Here is a 17,750-nt window from a genome sequence, read left to right as displayed (position 1 = left end):
ATATGATTATGGCTATAAAACAGACGGGTTAACTCCGATATATACATCTATATTCAGATTATCAGCAGGCTGCCTTGACTCAATATTTTTAATATAAACATTATATGCGGTTGTAATCTGCTGGAGGTTGTTTTCCTTTAAATAGGTAAAAAGATCATTATAGGTTTTATGTAATGTTGCAGGGGTGCCTACGTGTTTAGCATGGACAGCATGTTTGATATGAAAAATATCTTTAAATTTATATTCTGCCGGTGAGGTTATTTTTTTGTCTATTGGAACAAGTATCTCCATGTCCATTAAAGGTTCACTCAATCCCGAATCAACGGCAAACGTAGCCGTGATAATTGGACCGGTTTGCTTTAGATTATTTTCGCCTAAATACTTGGCTATTTTATTCATCTCTTCATTTGCTTGGGACTGCGTGATTTTTCTGCGTAAGGATAAAACATTCTCTGCTTTAAAGCTTTTTTCTCTTTCAATCTGTACCATTAAAATTCTCTCCTTTTCCATTTGTAATATTATTCAGCTGGGCTAACTATAGAATAAATATAGGTATATTAAACAATTATATTCTTGAAAATGTACGATATTACTAAAAGATTTAAGCTTTAAGGGTATAGTTAACTTGATACATAGACAAGTTACAAACAAGAGACAAATTTATTTTGTAACCTCTAATATGTTATTAACAACTGAATTTTTTAATTTAAGATGCTATAATCAATTTAAAACTAAGTTTGTATAAAGAAAACTAAAAATTAAGGGGAGCATAAATGACCAAGACATATAAAAATACTCTACACGCCTGCTATCTCGGGTACATTTCACAAGCAATTGTAAATAATCTTGCACCGCTTCTTTTTATTATCTTTCAAAATCAATATAATATTTCATTCGAAATGATAGGAAGATTGATATTGATAAATTTTGGGACACAACTTGTCGTAGATGCTTTAGCGGTGAGATTTGTGGATAAGATAGGGTATAGAATATCTGTTGTAACCGCACATTTCTTTTGCGCTGCAGGGCTAGTAGGTCTTGGTACATTGCCGGGATTATTGCCAACGCCATATATCGGTCTGGTCATGGCTGTAGTGCTGTATGCAATAGGCGGGGGCTTGATTGAGGTGTTGGTTAGTCCCATTGTAGATTCTATTCCCGGTGATGCAAAGGCTTCTGCTATGAGCCTCCTCCATTCTTTTTACTGCTGGGGACAGGTTGCTGTAGTATTAATATCTACATTATTTATTAAAATAGCCGGGGAAGGATTCTGGTATATATTGCCCATAATCTGGGCGGCTGTTCCTGCATACAACTTTTTCAAATTTATGGGAGTACCACTGGTTCCTGCCATGCCTGAGCACGAAAGGGTTCCGGTAAAACGGCTGCTGAAGTCAAGGCTCTTTTTGATTGCCATGTTACTTATGGTATGTGCAGGTGCCTCTGAATTGGCGATGTCCCAATGGTCATCACTATTTGCTCAAAAAGGTCTAAAGGTGTCAAAAATTATGGGAGATTTGCTGGGGCCGTGTTTGTTTGCAGTTTTAATGGGACTGGTGAGGATTCTCTATGGTATATATGGACATAAGATTAACCTTAAAAAGGCTTTGTTGGCAAGTAGTGTCTTGTGCGTAATCTGCTATACAACTGCTGTTTTTGTACAGATACCGATTATATCTTTGCTTAGCTGTGCATTGTGTGGTTTGTCAGTGAGTCTCATGTGGCCGGGCATTTTCAGCCTTACTTCTGAAAAATATCCCGGTGGAGGTACCGCAATGTTTGGGATACTTGCAATCTTTGGGGATCTGGGCTGTTCTGTGGGACCATGGGTTGCCGGACTAATATCGGACTATTCCCAAAAATCAGCTAAACTTGTTGAGTTTGGAGCTATTTATGGATTGGATGCTCAACAAGTCGGTTTAAAGACAGGGATATTTGCTGCAACTGTATTTCCGCTTTTAATGATTATGGGACTAAGCTTATTTAAGAATAAGAATAAGCCTGCAATTATCAACAGATAGTGATATTTGAAGGCCATTAAAAATAAATTTACAATATGCGTTGTAGTAAAAAAAAATGATATAGTGTATAATTCTAATTAATTGTGATACATTTACGGCAATTTACTATGCTCATTTTAAGCAGGGAGGTTTATGATGTCTGTAAAATTATTTCAGACGCTGTCTGACAAATATAGTGAAATACTCGGCAAAGAGGTTGGGGTAACAGACGACAGTGGTGTTGTTATAGCCCATTCGAACTTTCAGATGATAGGACAACAAGACCAGCAAGCTGCTTCTTTTGTACTGGAAAGGGCACAACAATCGCTTATAGACGGGAAATTATATAATAAGGTTATCTTGAAGAATAAGATAGAGTTTATTACATTTATACAGGCGGCTGATCCGCAGGATTCAAAATTTCTTGAATTATTTACTTTAAATATACTTAACCTTAAAAGCTATTATGATGAAAAGTATGATAAAAATACTTTTGTCAAAAATATTGTAGTTGAAAATATCTTACCCGGTGACATTCTTGTAAAGTCAAAAGAACTTCATATTGATTATAATGCAATGAGAGTTGTATATCTGATAAATGCCACCAGTGACAAGGATGTTCATGTCCATGAGGTTATAGAAAGTCTTTTCCCGAATAAAGGAAAGGACTTCGTTGTGGTTATTGACGATGACAACGTAGTTCTTGTAAAAGAGGTCAAGAATAAGGATGACTACAAGGAAGTATATAAACTCGCAAGAGTGCTTGTAGATACACTTAATTCCGAACTTATGGTAAAAGCCTATATAGGAATAGGTACTATTATAGATAACCTTAAAGATATTACAAAATCTTATAAAGAAGCACAGATGTCCATGATAATCGGAAATATATTCAGTGGAGATAAAAATATATATGATTATAATAATTTGGGTATGGGACGTCTGATATATCATATTCCAACCACCTTGTGCCAGCTTTTCCTTGACGAGGTTTTCAAGGACAACTCTGCAGATTCTCTGGACAATGAGACAATGCTGACAATACAGAAATTCTTTGAGAATAATTTGAATGTCAGCGAAACTGCAAGACAGCTCTATATTCACAGAAATACTCTTGTATATAGACTGGAAAAAATTAAGAGACTCACAGGCCTTGAACTTACAAGCTTTGATGATGCAGTAATATTTAAAGTTGCAATACTTGTCAAAAAGTATCTGGCTAACATTAATGGTTAGCAAAAGCTGTGAGGCACTGTCACAAAATCCAAACAAGGGAGTTAATTGCAGGTGGTAGAATTTATTGACGTGTATAAAAAATACCCGAACGGTACTGTAGCATTAAAAGGAATTAACCTTAAAATAAATAAGGGGGATTTTGCTTTTATAATCGGCTCCAGCGGTTCAGGTAAATCTACTTTACTTAAACTTTTAATGAAGGAAGAATCCGTAACTCAGGGCGAGGTCATTGTAAACGGGTACCAGCTCTCAAAACTGCATACACGACAGGTGCCATATTTGCGCCGGGGTATAGGTATGGTGTTTCAGGATTTCAGACTTCTGCCCAACAAAACTGTATATGAAAATATTGCATTTGCAATGGAAATAACAGAGTGTCTCCCTCGTGAAATACGCAGACAGGTACCTATGTCCCTTGCACTTGTGGGTTTGAGCCGAAAAGCGAATGCATACCCTCACCAGTTGTCTGGTGGAGAGCAGCAGCGAGTGGCTATTGCAAGGTCTTTGGTAAATAATCCTGCCCTGCTTATTGCGGACGAACCTACAGGAAATCTTGACCCTGAAAATTCATGGGAGATTGTAAAGCTTCTGACGGAGGTAAATCAGAGAGGAACTACTGTTGTGGTAGCTACTCATGAAAGAAGCATAGTCGATGCAATGAAGAAAAGGGTAATAGCCATTGAGAAAGGCAAGATAATAAGGGATCAGCAGAAAGGGCTTTACGTGGATGAAGATACGGAGTTTAAAATATATTCTTAAAGAGAGTTTTAAAAATGCATATAGAAACAAACTTATGTCACTGGCTTCAATCAGTATAATAAGTGCGGCTTTGATTCTTTTTGGAGGGTTTTACCTGATACTTGTCAATCTAAATCATAATCTTGATATATTGTACGCTCAGCCCCAGATGCAGGCATACTGTTTACCTACACTGACAGACCAGCAGATTTCCGGAATAGAGACTGAGATAAAAAATAACAAATATATTGAGAACTATTCTATAGTAACAAAAAAAGAAGCTTTTGAGCAATTTAAAAAATTTCTTGCCAATGACAAGTCGAACGAGGGTGGAGCAAATATACTTGAAGGATACGACGAAAGCTCCATGAACGTATCTTTTATAATAAAGGTGAAAGACCCTCAGAACAGCAAGCTCGTAGCGAGCCAACTCCGTGCTTTGGCAGGGATGGAAAATGTGAAATATTCTCAACAAACTATAGACCTGATTGCTACTATTTCAAGATGGGTGAGAATAGTAAGCCTTGTTCTGATTGGAGTATTATTAATTGTTTCGCTGTTTATAATTTCAAACACAATAAAGCTTACAGTCTTTGCAAGGCGTAAGGAAATAAATATTATGAAATACATAGGTGCTACCGATTGGTTTATAAGATGGCCGTTTATATTTGAGGGAATTCTCATAGGGTTAACCGGGGCTTTATTTGCGTTTATAATTATTTCATATCTTTACGGGTTTACTCAGCCAAGAGTAACCAGCAATCTTGCTACATTGGGTGATGGATTTGAAATAATGGATTACAAGTATGTATGGAGTACGCTTGTTTTCTTCTACCTGGGGGTTAGTGCTTTGATAGGTGCATCCGGAAGTGTAATGTCAATCCGTAAGCACCTCCATGTTTAGTATGATTTATGATTTTTAGTTAATTTTATACGTATGATAAATAGGGGGGTAAAATGAAAAAACGGTTAACTTTGTTAATGGTTATATTGTACATATTTTCAAGTGTAGTTATACCTACCAGTGCATCCACTTTGGATAAAGCGAAAGAGCAGCAGAAAAATGTCAAAGGTGAGCTTAGTCAGATAGCCGGTGAAAAGAAGGCCTTGTCAAATCAGATTGAGCAGGGTAAAGAAGACAAGGATAATCTGGATTCCCAGGCTCAGAAGGCTCAGAGCAATTTGAATAAAAAGTCAGTGGAGATTTCTGATGTAAAGTCGGATATTGAACGTATTACAAATGAGATTGAGCAGATAGATAGGGATTATAAGGCTAAAACAGAGCTTTTTAAGACTAGAATGAGAATTATGTATCAGAATATGAATCAATCTCCCTTTGAGGTTTTTGTAGAATCAAAGAGCCTGAGCGAATTTTTTTCCAGATTGGAGATAATTTCACTGGTAAAGGAAAATGACAGCAAGCTTATACAGGAAATTATAACAGGAAGAGAGAGCACTGAACTTCAAAAGCAGGATAAGCTGAGAGAACTTCAGGAAAAAAATGAACAGTTAAAAACTTTGACTAATAAGGTTGCAGATATTAAAAGCACAAGTAAAAAGGTTCAATCTGAAATAGAGGCATCAAAATCAAAGCTGAAAGACCTTGAAAAAAAAGAAGATGAAATGATAGCCTTATCTAAGCAATTGGCAAAAAAGATAACCCAGCTGAGCAGTACCACAGCGAAATATGCGGGAGGAGTACTATCCTGGCCTACACCGGGGTATACCAGAATTTCATCTCCATTTGGATATAGAATACATCCTATATATAAAGTCAGAAAGTTCCATACAGGTATCGATATAGATGCTCCATCAGGTGCAACAATTGTTGCTGCCAATAGCGGCAAGGTAATTATGGCGGGTTGGAACGGCGGTTACGGTAATTGTGTCATAATAGACCATGGTGGAGGCCTTGCAACACTGTATGCTCACCAGAGCAAGATACTGGTACAGGAGGGAGATTATCTGAAAAAAGGTGATACCGTAGGAAAGGTTGGAAGTACGGGCTTGTCTACCGGGCCGCATTTGCATTTTGAAGTCAGAAAAAGTGGAGAGACAAAAGACCCGCTTGCTTACTATAAATAAAATATATATTCAGACAAACCCGCATAATATAAATGCGGGTTTAATATTATATTTTTAGACATATCTATTATTGTATACTTAAAAGTCGGAAAATATGGAAGAATATTACTAAGAAAAAATCAAATAAGAGGTGTTCTCAATGCTGAATATGAAAGACCAAGAAACAAAACGTTTGTTTTCAGTCATAACAATGACAGCAATAGTATGTTTTACAATATCAATTCTGGTGTACGGCGGTTTAATGTATTTTAATGGAAGTTACTCCCTTACTTTTAATAAAAAAAGTGTAGACAGGAGCACTATACTAAAATTTAACGAAGCAAGGAGCATACTACAGAAAGCCTACTATGAAAATGTAGATACAAACAAGCTTGTAGAAGGTGCAATAAGCGGTATGGCAGATTCACTGAACGACCCCTATACAGTATATTACAATAAGCAGCAAATGAAATGGTTTACTGGCCTTCAGAACAATACGGAGAATGAGTACGTAGGTGTTGGCTTGCCTATAATGCTTGATAAAAATGGAGTAGTAACCGTTTTGGAGCCATATGATAATTCTCCGGCAAAAGCCGCAGGAATAAAGCAAGGGGACAAGATTCTTAAAATTGACGGTAAAGACATTACGGGTATCAAGGATGAAACACTAATAGCAAGCATGATAAAGGGTCCTGAAAATACAGAAACTGTTCTCACTATACTCAGAGAATCGGAAAGTAGTACTAAAGATATCCCTGTTATGCGAAAAAAGATTAAAGCTTTGGTAAATATTCGAAGTGAAATGCTCAATGGTAATATTGCATATATCAAGCTGAAAATGTTCGATAAAAATATAAGCAAGAACTTTATAAGTCAATTAAATACCTTAGTAAAGCAGGGGGCTAAAGGGTTAATAATAGATGTAAGAGATAATCCGGGAGGATTATACGATGAAGTAGTGTCACTGGCAGACCGACTTTTGCCCAAGGGAACTATAGTATTCACAAAGGACAAAAGTGGCAAAAAACATGTACAGCCATCAGATGCAACAGAATTAAATATGCCAATAGCAGTACTTACAAACGGCAACAGTGCAAGTGCCTCTGAAATTCTTGCCGGTGCTCTTAAGGACTTTAAAAAAGGAACACTAATAGGAACAAAAACCTTTGGAAAAGGGCTGGTTCAAACAACTTATTCCTTTAAGGACGGTACGGGATTAAAGGTAACAATAGCAAGATATTATACACCGTCAGGTGTTTGTATCCAGGGACAGGGTATAAAGCCTGATATTGAAATTAAGTTACCTGAGAAGTATAAAGATACAGATGTTGCGGCAATTCCAAGAGAAGATGACTTACAGCTTCAAAAAGCCATAGAGGTTATTAGTCAAAAATAATACAAAATAGGTATAAATATCTATTATTATCCACATAATACCAATAGGAGGTGTTGATAAAGTGGATGATAATGAAAAATTAAAGTATGAAATTGCTCGGGAACTGGGCTTAATAGAAAAGGTTATGAAAAACGGTTGGAAAAGCCTTACTCCAAAAGAAACAGGACGCATTGGAGGATTGGTTACAAAAAGAAAAAAAATGCAAGTTCAGGAAAGTCAGCAGATATAATTTGCTGGCTTTCTTGTATATGTTAAGTATAATATGGTACTATTTCAATAATATAAAAATCAGAAGGGTGTGTTTAATTATTTATAATAATTTTGCATATGTTTACGATAAATTAACTCTGGATATTGATTATAAAAAATGGGCGGATTATGTTGAAAGTATCTTAAAAAAGAATAATCTGAATGCTTCTATGATACTTGAGCTTGGTTGTGGTACAGGCAGCTTCGGAGTTGAAATGGCCCGCAGGGGTTACGATATGATATGCCTTGATTTATCCTCTGATATGTTGGACTGTGCAGCTGAAAAGGCTGAAAAAGAGGGTCTGGATATACTTTTCTTAAATCAGAATATGTGCAGCTTTGAACTTTACGGAACAGTGGATGCAATCGTATGTCTTTTGGACAGTTTTAATTATCTGACTAATCCGTCACAAATAAATAAAATGTTCAAGTTGGTAAAGAATTACCTCAATCCCGGAGGATTATTTATTTTTGATATAAATACCCAGTACAAATTTGAAAACACAATTGCCGACAATCTTTTTTATGAAATTAACGATGAGGTTACATATATATGGGAGAATGCTTATAACCCAAAGACAAGAAAAGCAAGATTTGATCTTACTTTTTTTGTAATGAAGGATGGATTATATGAAAGGTTTGATGAGACCCACTATGAAAAGGCTTACTCCGATAGTGAAATAATGGATTTTATCAAAAATTCAGGTATGGAGTTTGTATCCCGTTTTGGAGAATTAACTTTGAGAAAACCTTCTCCCATCAGCCAAAGAAATTTTTATGTTTGTAGGAAATAAAATGTGTTACATAAATTGTTTGGAATTTACGTTCTCAATTTGAAAGAGATTCCAAAGAAGAAGAAGAATAAATGCTGATAATAGTGAAAAAATAAGCTTGAATCAAATTCATCGGGTGAATAGATTTATAAATGGCATATTATAAGTTAAATATAATTTGACAGTTTAAGTCTTATGTGTTAAACTTCTATATGTTATCAAAAAGTGGCGACATTGCTCGCCGCACAGTTTAGTTATATTCAGGAGGAATTTAATAATGGAAAAAGGTAGAGTTAAGTGGTTCAACGCTGAAAAAGGATTTGGATTTATCGAAAGAGATGGCGGAAATGACGTATTTGTTCATTTTTCAGCAATCACTATGGATGGATACAAAACACTTGAGGAAGGCTCAGAAGTAATATTTGACGTTGTTGAAGGAGCTAAGGGTCCTCAGGCTGCAAACGTTCAGAGAGCATAATTATTGCTTTAACTATATACTGAAGTAGCCATTAACGCCCCGATATTATAGATATCGGGGCTTTCAATATATATGGGCCATTTATGTTCACACATTTAATAAATATTATGGAATCTGTAACAATACAGCTACAGAGTACGGAGGATATATGGGTGATTATATAGTAAGGGTAACTGCTGCCCAGGGAACGGTGAGAGCTTTTGCGGCCATGACTACCGAAATGGTTGGACAGGCTTCTGATATACACGGACTGTCCCCCATAGCAACAGCTGCTTTAGGGAGGACACTGACAGCGGCGGGCATGATGTCCAGGATGCTTAAAGGGGAAAAAGATAAGCTTACCATACAGATAAAAGGGGACGGGCCGTTGGGAGGAGTAGTTGTAGCATCTGATTCCAAGGCAAATGTCAGAGGTTATGTGCATAATCCAAATGTTTATCTTCCACTTAACGAACGAGGTAAGCTTGATATAAGAACTGCAATGGGCGAAGGTTATATTAACGTTATAAAGGATATGGGTCTTAAGGAACCTTATGTTGGCCTTTCACAGCTTGTTTCAGGAGAAATAGCCGATGACCTGACATATTACTTCGCAACATCTGAACAAGTACCTTCTACGGTAGCATTAGGCGTTTTAATTGATTCTTCAGGAGTAACGAGTTCAGGGGGATTTATAATACAAATGATGCCCGGGGCAGAGGAAGAAACAGTTGCAGCCTTGGAAAAACGCCTTATAGGTTTTCCTCCTATTTCAAAACTCATATCGGAAGGGACAACCCCTGAGGAGATATTGAATATGCTTTTAGAAGGCATGGACCCCAAGATAGTTGAAACAGTTCCTTGTAGTTTCAAGTGTAATTGTTCAAGAGAAAGAATGGAGAGAAATCTAATAAGTATCGGTAAAAATGATTTGCTTGAGATACTTGAAGATGGCAAAGGTGCTGAGCTGCAATGCCATTTCTGCAATACAAAATACAATTTTTCTCATCAGGACATTGAGGATATTATAAAGGAAAATGTTTAATGATATAATTAATAAAAGCTTGATATTTTAAGCTTTATAGAGTATTTTAAAGTGTATTTAAAATATTTTTAAAAAAAAGACAAAAAACTTGTTGACTTTAATAAGCAAGCAATGTATACTATCAATTGTCGCTCACGGAAATAACCTTGGGAGCTTAGCTCAGCTGGGAGAGCATCTGCCTTACAAGCAGAGGGTCATAGGTTCGAGCCCTATAGTTCCCACCATTTTCCGTGAGAGATACAAATTGGCCCGGTAGTTCAGTTGGTTAGAATGCCAGCCTGTCACGCTGGAGGTCGACGGTTCGAGCCCGTTCCGGGTCGCCAATTTGCCCAGATAGCTCAGTCGGTAGAGCAGGGGACTGAAAATCCCCGTGTCGCTGGTTCGATTCCGGCTCTGGGCACCAAATTAAATTGATAAGTCAAAAAGCTTTTCAGTTTAACATGCGGGTTTAACTCAGCGGTAGAGTGTCACCTTGCCAAGGTGAAAGTCGCGAGTTCAAATCTCGTAACCCGCTCCAAACAAATGAGGCAGATTGCTTACGTGGTCTGTCTCAATATTGATGGCGCCATAGCCAAGTGGTAAGGCAGAGGTCTGCAAAACCTTTATTCCCCAGTTCAAATCTGGGTGGCGCCTCCAAATTAAAAAGTCCTTGATAAAAGGGCTTTTTATTTTTTTATTCACAATAACTTTTCACAATTAAAATCAATGTATGCCATCACCATTACCCGCCATATCTTTTGTTGAAGAACACATTTCTCCAAAAAGGTCTACTTTTTGTATCCTCAGATACCGAATTTATCTTTGTAAACTAATATAATTAACTCATGGAAAAATGCAAGCAGTAATAAAAAATTATAAATATTATATATGAATAAATGAACGTTATTATAAGGAGGATGTTATGTCAAATATGTTTTGTTATCAATGTCAAGAAGCTGCGGGTGGTAAGGGGTGTACTGTAAATGGTGTCTGCGGTAAAACTGCGGACGTAGCAAAAGCTCAGGACTTATTAGTTTTTGTAACTAAAGGCTTAGCAGTAGTAAGCAATGAAGGAAGAAAAGTTGGTGTAGTTGATGGCAATGTAGACAAATATATTACTGAAAGCTTATTCTCAACAATTACAAATGCTAACTTTGATAGAGAAGCACTTATAGAAAGAGTTAAGGAAACTTTGAATTTAAGAGAAGATTTAAAAAGTAAGGTTGTAAAGGCCGGCGGACAAATAGGAGAAACTAAAGGTATAAGCAATTTCTTTAAAAAATTATTTGGAATGGCATCAAATGAAATAGTTATTCCAGATGCAGCAGTATGGTCAGCTAATAATGTAAGTGAATTTGATGCAAAAGCTGAAAAAGTAGGAGTATTGGCGACTGAAAATGAAGATGTAAGGAGCTTAAGAGAGCTTATAATCTATGGACTGAAAGGTTTATCAGCATATATGAAGCACGCTATGAACTTAGGATACAATGATATAGAGGTTCATGGATTTATGGCGAAAGCTTTGGCTGCAACATTAGATAATTCATTATCTGCAGAGGATTTAGTGGCGCTTGCATTAGAAGCAGGAAAATATGGAGTTTCTGCAATGGCATTACTTGATAAAGCAAACACAGAAACTTATGGAAATCCTGAGATTACAAAAGTTAATATTGGAGTTAGAAATAACCCCGGAATATTAATTTCCGGACATGATTTAAGAGACCTTCAAATGTTATTAGAGCAAACAGAAGGAACAGGAGTAGATGTTTATACGCACAGTGAAATGCTGGCAGGACAATATTATCCGGCTTTTAAGAAATATTCACACTTTGCAGGAAATTACGGTAATGCATGGTGGAAGCAAGGAGAAGAATTTGAAAAATTCAACGGAGTAGTTCTAATGACTACAAACTGTATTGTTCCTCCGAAGGATTCATATAAGAATAGATTATTTACAACAGGAGCAACTGGTGTACCAGGCTGCAAACACATTGTTGCAGATGAAAATGGAAATAAGGATTTCTCAGAATTAATTGCTATGGCTAAAAAGTGTAAGGCGCCAACTGAAATTGAAAAGGGAGAAATCATAGGAGGCTTTGCTCACAACCAAGTATTAGCTTTGGCTGACAAGGTAGTAGATGCTGTTAAGACGGGGGCTATAAAGAGATTCTTTGTAATGGCTGGCTGCGATGGCAGAGCTAAATCAAGAAACTACTATACTGAATTTGCAGAAAAGCTTCCAAAGGATACAGTTATATTAACTGCTGGTTGCGCAAAATATAAATATAATAAATTGAATCTTGGAGATATTGGTGGAATTCCAAGAGTACTTGACGCCGGGCAATGTAATGATTCATACTCATTAGTTGTAATTGCATTAAAGCTTCAAGAAGTATTTGGATTGGATGATGTTAATAAGCTTCCAATATCCTATAATATTGCATGGTATGAGCAAAAGGCTGTAATAGTATTATTATCCTTATTATATCTTGGAGTTAAGAATATTCACCTGGGGCCAACACTTCCGGCCTTCTTATCACCAAATGTAGCTAAAGTATTAGTAGAGAATTTTGGAATAGCAGGAATAGGAACTGTAGATGAAGATATTAAAATGTTCTTAGCATAATATGAAGGATTTAAAATTCCTCAGAATTAGGTAATAATAGACATGTAAAGAAAAGTATTGACTGGCTGTTAAAGTCAATGCTTTTTCTTTATATTTGTATGTAATAATGTGTTTATTTGATTAACCTACTATTACCCGTTTGTACAGCGATATATAATATAGTTTAATATTTCCCCTTCTCGGGGTATTTCGTTTTCATATATACTTATAATCTTTTTAATGGTATCAGTGTCTTTGAGACAACCATAAATGCTTTTGTAATTGGTTTGAGCCAAAATGCTTTTCATATAAATTGCTTTAGCGGTTTCAAAGCTTTTTTCTATACTTGTATATATTGATAGGGACTTACAAAATTTTTCATCCTTGAAACCATATATTTGACCAAGGAACTCAATTCGTTTTTTCATGAGCCTTTTATGTTCATATAGTAAATGTATTTGTCGATAATCTATAGTCCAAGTATCATCTAATAATCGCTTCAAATGATCAATGACTTCATTAATTACATTTATTCCATATGTAGCATTTGTTCCTCGGCATATTTTTATTTCATATCTTAAGTCGGATTCACATCCAATGGAGGATACATAATTTTTCATATCGGATATTATTTTAGTAAAATTGCACTTATGTTCTTCACCTAAGTTTTTTACTTTTATAAGAACGCACGCATATAACCGGACCCATAATGGAGAGGACTCATATTCGTTTCTACATGAAGTGTAAGCTTCTAACACATCTGAATAAGAATAACGCAAATAATCAAATGTGTTATTATCCAGAAATCCGATTCCCAGGAGCTCATTTGACACATCATCGTACCCATATATAAAAGCTTGAAATATATCATGTTTTTTTAGGTAATTTCTTGAATTGCTGATATAATATTTATCTAAAAAAATCATCAGACAATTGCCGAGGCTTACTTTTTCCTTTATGAAGAAAATAATATCATTTACATTTTTTAAATCATCTGAAGGGATAAATATGTAGTTGGAAACATCTTGGGGAAATAGAAGCTCTTCCAGATAGTCAAGCCATAAGTAACCACTTTTATCCTTCATACAATAGAGCTGTGTAAAATGCTCATAAGCCCAATTTTCCTTTTTTCTATCCCAAAGAATTGCGCATAACGGCAAGCTGTAATTTAGGTAGGTAGTGATTTCTTTTTGTAATTTAACATTTAATTCTTTATTAGAAGAACTATATTTTTTAAACCTTGGCAAATCATCAATTTCCACCTGTCATTTCATCTCCATTCTCAATCTTTTAAAATCCGATACTTCGGTGTTCCGAGGATTACCCTACGAGCAATCAGATACCTGGATGAATTTGAAATTGATAACGGTAGTTGAGGTTATTTACAAATTCAAGCCGGAATGGTAAGGCGTAATATTAATTCCTAATGGTAAAAAACAAATTTGCCCTAATTATAATCCAAACCATTTTATAATGTCAACAGTTTACAAAAAGTACATAAAATAGTAAATACCATAATTGAGGTATTCGGTATGTCATGGCAAGATAGTACCAAATAATTGCATATTCTGGTAAAATATTGACAAATAGAAATAATATGTATAATATAAAAAAATAAGGTAGTAATTGTTCTTTTGTGTAGAATGTTATTAGTTACATTATGTAGGATTTTGGAAGTTATGGAATATTGACTAGTAAAATGGAAGCGATTCTTTACTTATATTGTATAAAAAGAATATCCGGTAAAGAATCTGAGCTGAATTATAAATATATTTTTTAAAATTGATAATAGGGGGAGATATAATGAATGAACAAATTGAAAAAAATGAGAAATTGGATGTTGTAGAGAATGAGGTCAAGAAGGCAATTGAAGCAAATTTAGATATGCTTTACAGCGATATAAGACCTGACCTTGATTTAAGCAGTATCAATATTGACTCAATGAGTTTTATTAAAATATGTGCATCTCTGGAGACGACATTTAATTTTATATTTGATGATGAAATGTTAGCTATATCTTCATTTAAAACTCTAGAGGACTTTATATCCTATGTAAAATCCCGGGCGCAAATATAAGTAGTTTCAACTACAAAATATAATACCAAAATAAAAGACACTGATAAGGGAATGGCCTTTTTCCAGACAGTTAAAAATAAGTTAGGGGTGGGTGTGACAATGGATAAGATGTATGATGTTCTGTTAATCAGCTTTACAGGCTCCAACGTATCTAAAGAGTTGGAAAGAATAGGAAGAGTATATGATGAAAAAGAGGTTGAATTAAATGTTTCATTCCCGGGTGCTTTGGCACATTTGGGTACAAAACTTATAAGAAACGGATACACATGTGATTACCTGTCTTCATTTGAAGATTTTAAAGATGAACTCAAAGAAAAATTAACAACTAATGATTACAAGTATGTTGGTATTTCAACTACGCATATTACTGATTTTGAATCTCTTGAAAAAATAGCAGCATTTGTTAAAAAGTATAAACCTTCGGCTACTATATTTGTTGGAGGTCCTTTTATTGTTGCAAAAACCAAACAGTTTACACTGAGAGAACTGCAGCTCCTTTATAAAAAAATTGGTGCGGATATATATTTCAATTCTTATGCAGGTGCAGACAAGCTTATAGAAATCCTTGAGGCATTAAATGGCAAAAGGGAATTATCAGATATAAAAAATATCACTTTCCGTAGTGGTAACCAGTTTATTAAGAATGAAAACGAAACTGAATATGAATCTTTAGAAGATTGTAATTTGGATTGGAAGCTGTTTGGTGATCAAAATTTAAAGATAGTTCCAATCAGAGCGTCCATATCATGTCCATACTCCTGTACTTTCTGTGCTTATCCAATTCATAGCGGAAAACATCAAATCAGAACAATTGATAACGTGGAGCAGGAATTAAACCAGATCTATGAAATGGGAAAGACGCAGATTGTACATTTTATTGATGATAATCTCAATGTACCAACAGAGCGGTTTAAAGATATGTTGCTTATGATGAAAAGAAATCAATATAACTTTAAATGGTTTTCATATGTACGCTGTCAGTTTATTACTGATGAACTGGCACAGCTGATGAAGGAAACAGGATGTGTCGCTGTAATATTGGGGTTGGAATCCGGTAATCAGGAGATGCTTAACAGGATGAACAAAAAAACCACTGTCGAGGATCTGACCAGAGGAATATCAATTCTAAAAAAACATGGTATTGCTACAATGGGATTCTTCTTTGTGGGCTTTCCGGGAGAGACTGAGGAAAGCGTGAACGATACAATTAATTTCATAAATAACGCTGCTCCTGACTTCTATGCTGTTGTACCTTGGTATTACGACATTACTACACCAATTTCAAAACAAAAGGAAGCCTATAACCTTGTTGGAAATAATTACCAATGGTCCCATGCTACAATGGATTACAGTAAGGCAGAAGAATTGTGTAATGAGTTCCCTAAACGTATTACAAATTCAACGATTAAAACGATACAGACTCATCATGTATTTGAAATGCTGGCACAGGGGTTTGAATTGGACGAAGTTAAATCAATTTTGAAAAATATAGGTAACGAAGTCAGGTTGGGTAAGAATCTGAGAAAAAAATAATAGTGTAATATTATAGACATAGATGGAAAGTGGGAATTGTCAATGCTAACGTCTCCAGCACAAAAAGGTTTTACTACGGTTGTAGATATGTTTGAAAACGCTGTACAGGCATTTCCAGAACGAGTTTGTCTGGAGTTTAATGACCTGCAGTTTACATACTCTGACATAAATAATAAAGCTAACCAGGTAGCCTGCCAACTATATTTAAATGGTGCAAGAAAAGGGGACTTTATCGGGTTATTTGCAAAAAAATCCGATTACTACATTTATGCATTATTGGCAATTTTAAAACTGGGAGGAGTGTACGTTCCAATTTCACGGGAGTATCCAGAAAAAAGGGTTCAATTTATTGTTGATGATGCAAAAATTAGTTTTGTATTAACAGATGAGCCGAATGCAAACCCTTTCCAAAGCAATGTCAAAATAATTTCTTTACCGGCTGAGGAATCTGAAGTTGTCGATTTTCCGAAGTATCAAGGTACTGAGGATGATTTGGCTTATTTATTGTATACATCCGGCTCAAGTGGCTCTCCCAAAGGGGTATTGATTCATCAGGCCGGATTCTCTAACCGAATAATGTGGCAAAAAAATTACTTTCAGATGGATGAGGAGCAATGTTGCTTGTTTAAAGCACCTATTGGCTTTGATATATCCTTATGGGAGATTTTTCTGCCCTTGGTTTCAGGAGCCAGATTAATTGTTACCAAGGATACTTCATATAAAAATATATCATTTATAACCAGCTTGATTATACAAAAGAAAGTTTCAGTAGTCCAATTTGTTCCTTCACTTCTTAGTATTTTTATTGAAAAAATCAGCAGTATGCCAAATATTTCACTAAGCTCACTGCGTAGAGTAGTAAGTAGTGGTGAGGAATTGACTCCCACTTGTATTAAGAAATTTGTGAAGGTACTGCCGGAGTGTAAACTATACAATTTTTACGGGCCAACAGAGACGTCTATTTGTGTTACAGCAAAAGAATTTGATATATCATATGGCGACGAATATGTGTCCTTGGGTGAGCCTGTTGACAATGTGAGGGTTTATTTATTAGATTCCAATAAACGTGTTATAACTGCAAATGATGTAGAAGGAGAAATATATATTTCGGGTATATGTGTAGGAAAAGGTTATTTAAACCTACCTGAGCAAACCAGAGAAGCCTTTTTACAGAATCACTTGGATGAGTCGCCGGTTCTTTATAAAACAGGGGATAAGGCTAAATATGTAAACGGTGAGCTGGTATATCTGGGTAGAGACGACCAGTTTGTCAAAATAAATGGAAACAGGGTTGAATTGGGCGAGATAAGGAATCAACTAAACAGGTTACAGTATATAGAAATGTCCGCAGTTTTGGTTGCGAAGAATAAGATAAATGCGGACATAATTATTGCTTTTTATAAAACATCCGAAAAGTTCATTGACGTTACACAAATAAAACAGAGGATACTTAACGATTTAAGGCTAAGTCTCCCTCAATATATGCTGCCAACAACTTTAATACAAAAAGATAATTTTGAACTTACTGATAATGGGAAAATTGATATGGCTAAACTGAAGGCAGAATATGTAATACCATAATTAAATAGAGGAAGAATA

The 17,750-nt window shown here is 35.5% G+C and carries 16 protein-coding genes and 5 tRNA genes; 19 read left to right on the top strand and 2 right to left on the bottom strand.

Annotated elements, in window-relative coordinates; translation table 11 throughout:
• Nucleotides 1-12: 12 nt before the first annotated feature.
• Nucleotides 13-489 (bottom strand): GyrI-like domain-containing protein, encoded by a 477-nt coding sequence (locus CLO1100_RS17755; protein ID WP_014315151.1) that lies wholly within the window; start codon nucleotides 487-489, stop codon nucleotides 13-15.
• A 284-nt stretch (nucleotides 490-773) separates the two neighbouring features.
• Between CLO1100_RS17755 and CLO1100_RS17750 the strand changes: the two genes are divergently transcribed.
• From CLO1100_RS17750 to hcp, 16 genes are all read left to right on the top strand, one after another.
• Nucleotides 774-2,021 carry an MFS transporter gene (locus CLO1100_RS17750; RefSeq protein ID WP_014315150.1) on the top strand — a complete coding sequence of 416 codons (1,248 nt, stop codon included), beginning with the start codon at nucleotides 774-776 and terminating at the stop codon, nucleotides 2,019-2,021.
• Between the two features lie 135 nt (nucleotides 2,022-2,156).
• Nucleotides 2,157-3,236 (top strand): PucR family transcriptional regulator, encoded by a 1,080-nt coding sequence (locus CLO1100_RS17745; protein WP_014315149.1) that lies wholly within the window; start codon nucleotides 2,157-2,159, stop codon nucleotides 3,234-3,236.
• Between the two features lie 51 nt (nucleotides 3,237-3,287).
• The gene (ftsE, locus tag CLO1100_RS17740) at nucleotides 3,288-3,995 is read left to right on the top strand and encodes a cell division ATP-binding protein FtsE (RefSeq protein ID WP_014315148.1); all 708 of its coding nucleotides are present in this window, start codon (nucleotides 3,288-3,290) and stop codon (nucleotides 3,993-3,995) included.
• Nucleotides 3,964-4,878: a permease-like cell division protein FtsX gene (ftsX, locus tag CLO1100_RS17735; RefSeq protein WP_014315147.1), complete on the top strand. Its 915-nt coding sequence runs from the start codon at nucleotides 3,964-3,966 to the stop codon at nucleotides 4,876-4,878. Before ftsE ends, ftsX begins: the two co-directional genes overlap by 32 nt.
• 53 nt (nucleotides 4,879-4,931) lie before the next feature.
• Nucleotides 4,932-6,059, top strand: a complete 1,128-nt coding sequence (locus tag CLO1100_RS17730) for a peptidoglycan DD-metalloendopeptidase family protein (RefSeq protein WP_014315146.1) — start codon at nucleotides 4,932-4,934, stop codon at nucleotides 6,057-6,059.
• 139 nt (nucleotides 6,060-6,198) lie between these two features.
• A complete protein-coding gene (locus tag CLO1100_RS17725; protein WP_014315145.1) occupies nucleotides 6,199-7,434 on the top strand; it encodes a S41 family peptidase in 1,236 nt (411 codons plus the stop codon).
• A 61-nt stretch (nucleotides 7,435-7,495) separates the two neighbouring features.
• On the top strand, nucleotides 7,496-7,663 hold the full coding sequence (locus tag CLO1100_RS17720) for a small, acid-soluble spore protein, alpha/beta type (RefSeq protein ID WP_014315144.1): 168 nt from the start codon (nucleotides 7,496-7,498) through the stop codon (nucleotides 7,661-7,663).
• A 19-nt stretch (nucleotides 7,664-7,682) separates the two neighbouring features.
• Nucleotides 7,683-8,477, top strand: a complete 795-nt coding sequence (locus CLO1100_RS17715; protein ID WP_083826398.1) for a class I SAM-dependent methyltransferase — start codon at nucleotides 7,683-7,685, stop codon at nucleotides 8,475-8,477.
• Between the two features lie 256 nt (nucleotides 8,478-8,733).
• Entirely contained in the window at nucleotides 8,734-8,934 is a 201-nt protein-coding gene (locus CLO1100_RS17710) for a cold-shock protein (RefSeq protein ID WP_014315142.1), read from the top strand.
• 148 nt (nucleotides 8,935-9,082) lie between these two features.
• Complete coding sequence (gene hslO, locus CLO1100_RS17705; RefSeq protein WP_014315141.1) at nucleotides 9,083-9,958, top strand: Hsp33 family molecular chaperone HslO; 876 nt, start codon at nucleotides 9,083-9,085, stop codon at nucleotides 9,956-9,958.
• 148 nt (nucleotides 9,959-10,106) lie between these two features.
• A tRNA-Val gene (locus tag CLO1100_RS17700) sits at nucleotides 10,107-10,182 on the top strand.
• A 22-nt stretch (nucleotides 10,183-10,204) separates the two neighbouring features.
• Nucleotides 10,205-10,281: transfer RNA gene (locus tag CLO1100_RS17695), tRNA-Asp, on the top strand.
• A 4-nt stretch (nucleotides 10,282-10,285) separates the two neighbouring features.
• Nucleotides 10,286-10,361: transfer RNA gene (locus CLO1100_RS17690), tRNA-Phe, on the top strand.
• A gap of 39 nt (nucleotides 10,362-10,400) precedes the next feature.
• Nucleotides 10,401-10,475: transfer RNA gene (locus CLO1100_RS17685), tRNA-Gly, on the top strand.
• 44 nt (nucleotides 10,476-10,519) lie between these two features.
• A tRNA-Cys gene (locus CLO1100_RS17680) sits at nucleotides 10,520-10,594 on the top strand.
• A gap of 265 nt (nucleotides 10,595-10,859) precedes the next feature.
• Nucleotides 10,860-12,563 (top strand): hydroxylamine reductase, encoded by a 1,704-nt coding sequence (gene hcp / locus CLO1100_RS17675; protein ID WP_014315140.1) that lies wholly within the window; start codon nucleotides 10,860-10,862, stop codon nucleotides 12,561-12,563.
• Between the two features lie 131 nt (nucleotides 12,564-12,694).
• On the opposite strand, the gene CLO1100_RS17670 is transcribed toward hcp, so the two are convergent.
• Nucleotides 12,695-13,804 carry a hypothetical protein gene (locus tag CLO1100_RS17670; protein WP_148265086.1) on the bottom strand — a complete coding sequence of 370 codons (1,110 nt, stop codon included), beginning with the start codon at nucleotides 13,802-13,804 and terminating at the stop codon, nucleotides 12,695-12,697.
• A gap of 541 nt (nucleotides 13,805-14,345) precedes the next feature.
• Between CLO1100_RS17670 and CLO1100_RS17665 the strand changes: the two genes are divergently transcribed.
• The 3 genes from CLO1100_RS17665 to CLO1100_RS17655 all read left to right on the top strand — a co-directional run bounded on the left by CLO1100_RS17665 (nucleotide 14,346) and on the right by CLO1100_RS17655 (nucleotide 17,732).
• On the top strand, nucleotides 14,346-14,618 hold the full coding sequence (locus tag CLO1100_RS17665) for a phosphopantetheine-binding protein (protein WP_014315138.1): 273 nt from the start codon (nucleotides 14,346-14,348) through the stop codon (nucleotides 14,616-14,618).
• A 99-nt stretch (nucleotides 14,619-14,717) separates the two neighbouring features.
• Nucleotides 14,718-16,151: a PhpK family radical SAM P-methyltransferase gene (locus tag CLO1100_RS17660; RefSeq protein ID WP_014315137.1), complete on the top strand. Its 1,434-nt coding sequence runs from the start codon at nucleotides 14,718-14,720 to the stop codon at nucleotides 16,149-16,151.
• 42 nt (nucleotides 16,152-16,193) lie between these two features.
• Nucleotides 16,194-17,732, top strand: coding sequence for an amino acid adenylation domain-containing protein (locus tag CLO1100_RS17655; protein WP_014315136.1), 1,539 nt, complete (start codon nucleotides 16,194-16,196; stop codon nucleotides 17,730-17,732).
• Nucleotides 17,733-17,750: the final 18 nt, after the last annotated feature.

Origin of the sequence: Clostridium sp. BNL1100 (assembly GCF_000244875.1) — a bacterium.
GTDB lineage: Bacteria > Bacillota > Clostridia > Acetivibrionales > DSM-1351 > Ruminiclostridium.
This window is presented reverse-complemented; position numbering and strand designations above follow the sequence as displayed.

Bases quoted from the DNA above. Each gene is read 5' to 3' on its own strand.
- CLO1100_RS17715 (WP_083826398.1), top strand. From the start codon at position 7,683: ATGTTAAGTATAATATGGTACTATTTCAATAATATAAAAATCAGAAGG.
- CLO1100_RS17750 (WP_014315150.1), top strand. From the start codon at position 774: ATGACCAAGACATATAAAAATACTCTACACGCCTGCTATCTCGGGTAC.
- CLO1100_RS17725 (WP_014315145.1), top strand. From the start codon at position 6,199: ATGCTGAATATGAAAGACCAAGAAACAAAACGTTTGTTTTCAGTCATA.
- CLO1100_RS17730 (WP_014315146.1), top strand. From the start codon at position 4,932: ATGAAAAAACGGTTAACTTTGTTAATGGTTATATTGTACATATTTTCA.
- ftsX (WP_014315147.1), top strand. From the start codon at position 3,964: ATGAAGATACGGAGTTTAAAATATATTCTTAAAGAGAGTTTTAAAAAT.
- CLO1100_RS17745 (WP_014315149.1), top strand. From the start codon at position 2,157: ATGTCTGTAAAATTATTTCAGACGCTGTCTGACAAATATAGTGAAATA.
- hslO (WP_014315141.1), top strand. From the start codon at position 9,083: ATGGGTGATTATATAGTAAGGGTAACTGCTGCCCAGGGAACGGTGAGA.
- CLO1100_RS17710 (WP_014315142.1), top strand. From the start codon at position 8,734: ATGGAAAAAGGTAGAGTTAAGTGGTTCAACGCTGAAAAAGGATTTGGA.
- CLO1100_RS17665 (WP_014315138.1), top strand. From the start codon at position 14,346: ATGAATGAACAAATTGAAAAAAATGAGAAATTGGATGTTGTAGAGAAT.
- CLO1100_RS17660 (WP_014315137.1), top strand. From the start codon at position 14,718: ATGGATAAGATGTATGATGTTCTGTTAATCAGCTTTACAGGCTCCAAC.
- hcp (WP_014315140.1), top strand. From the start codon at position 10,860: ATGTCAAATATGTTTTGTTATCAATGTCAAGAAGCTGCGGGTGGTAAG.
- CLO1100_RS17755 (WP_014315151.1), bottom strand. From the start codon at position 489: ATGGTACAGATTGAAAGAGAAAAAAGCTTTAAAGCAGAGAATGTTTTA.
- CLO1100_RS17655 (WP_014315136.1), top strand. From the start codon at position 16,194: ATGCTAACGTCTCCAGCACAAAAAGGTTTTACTACGGTTGTAGATATG.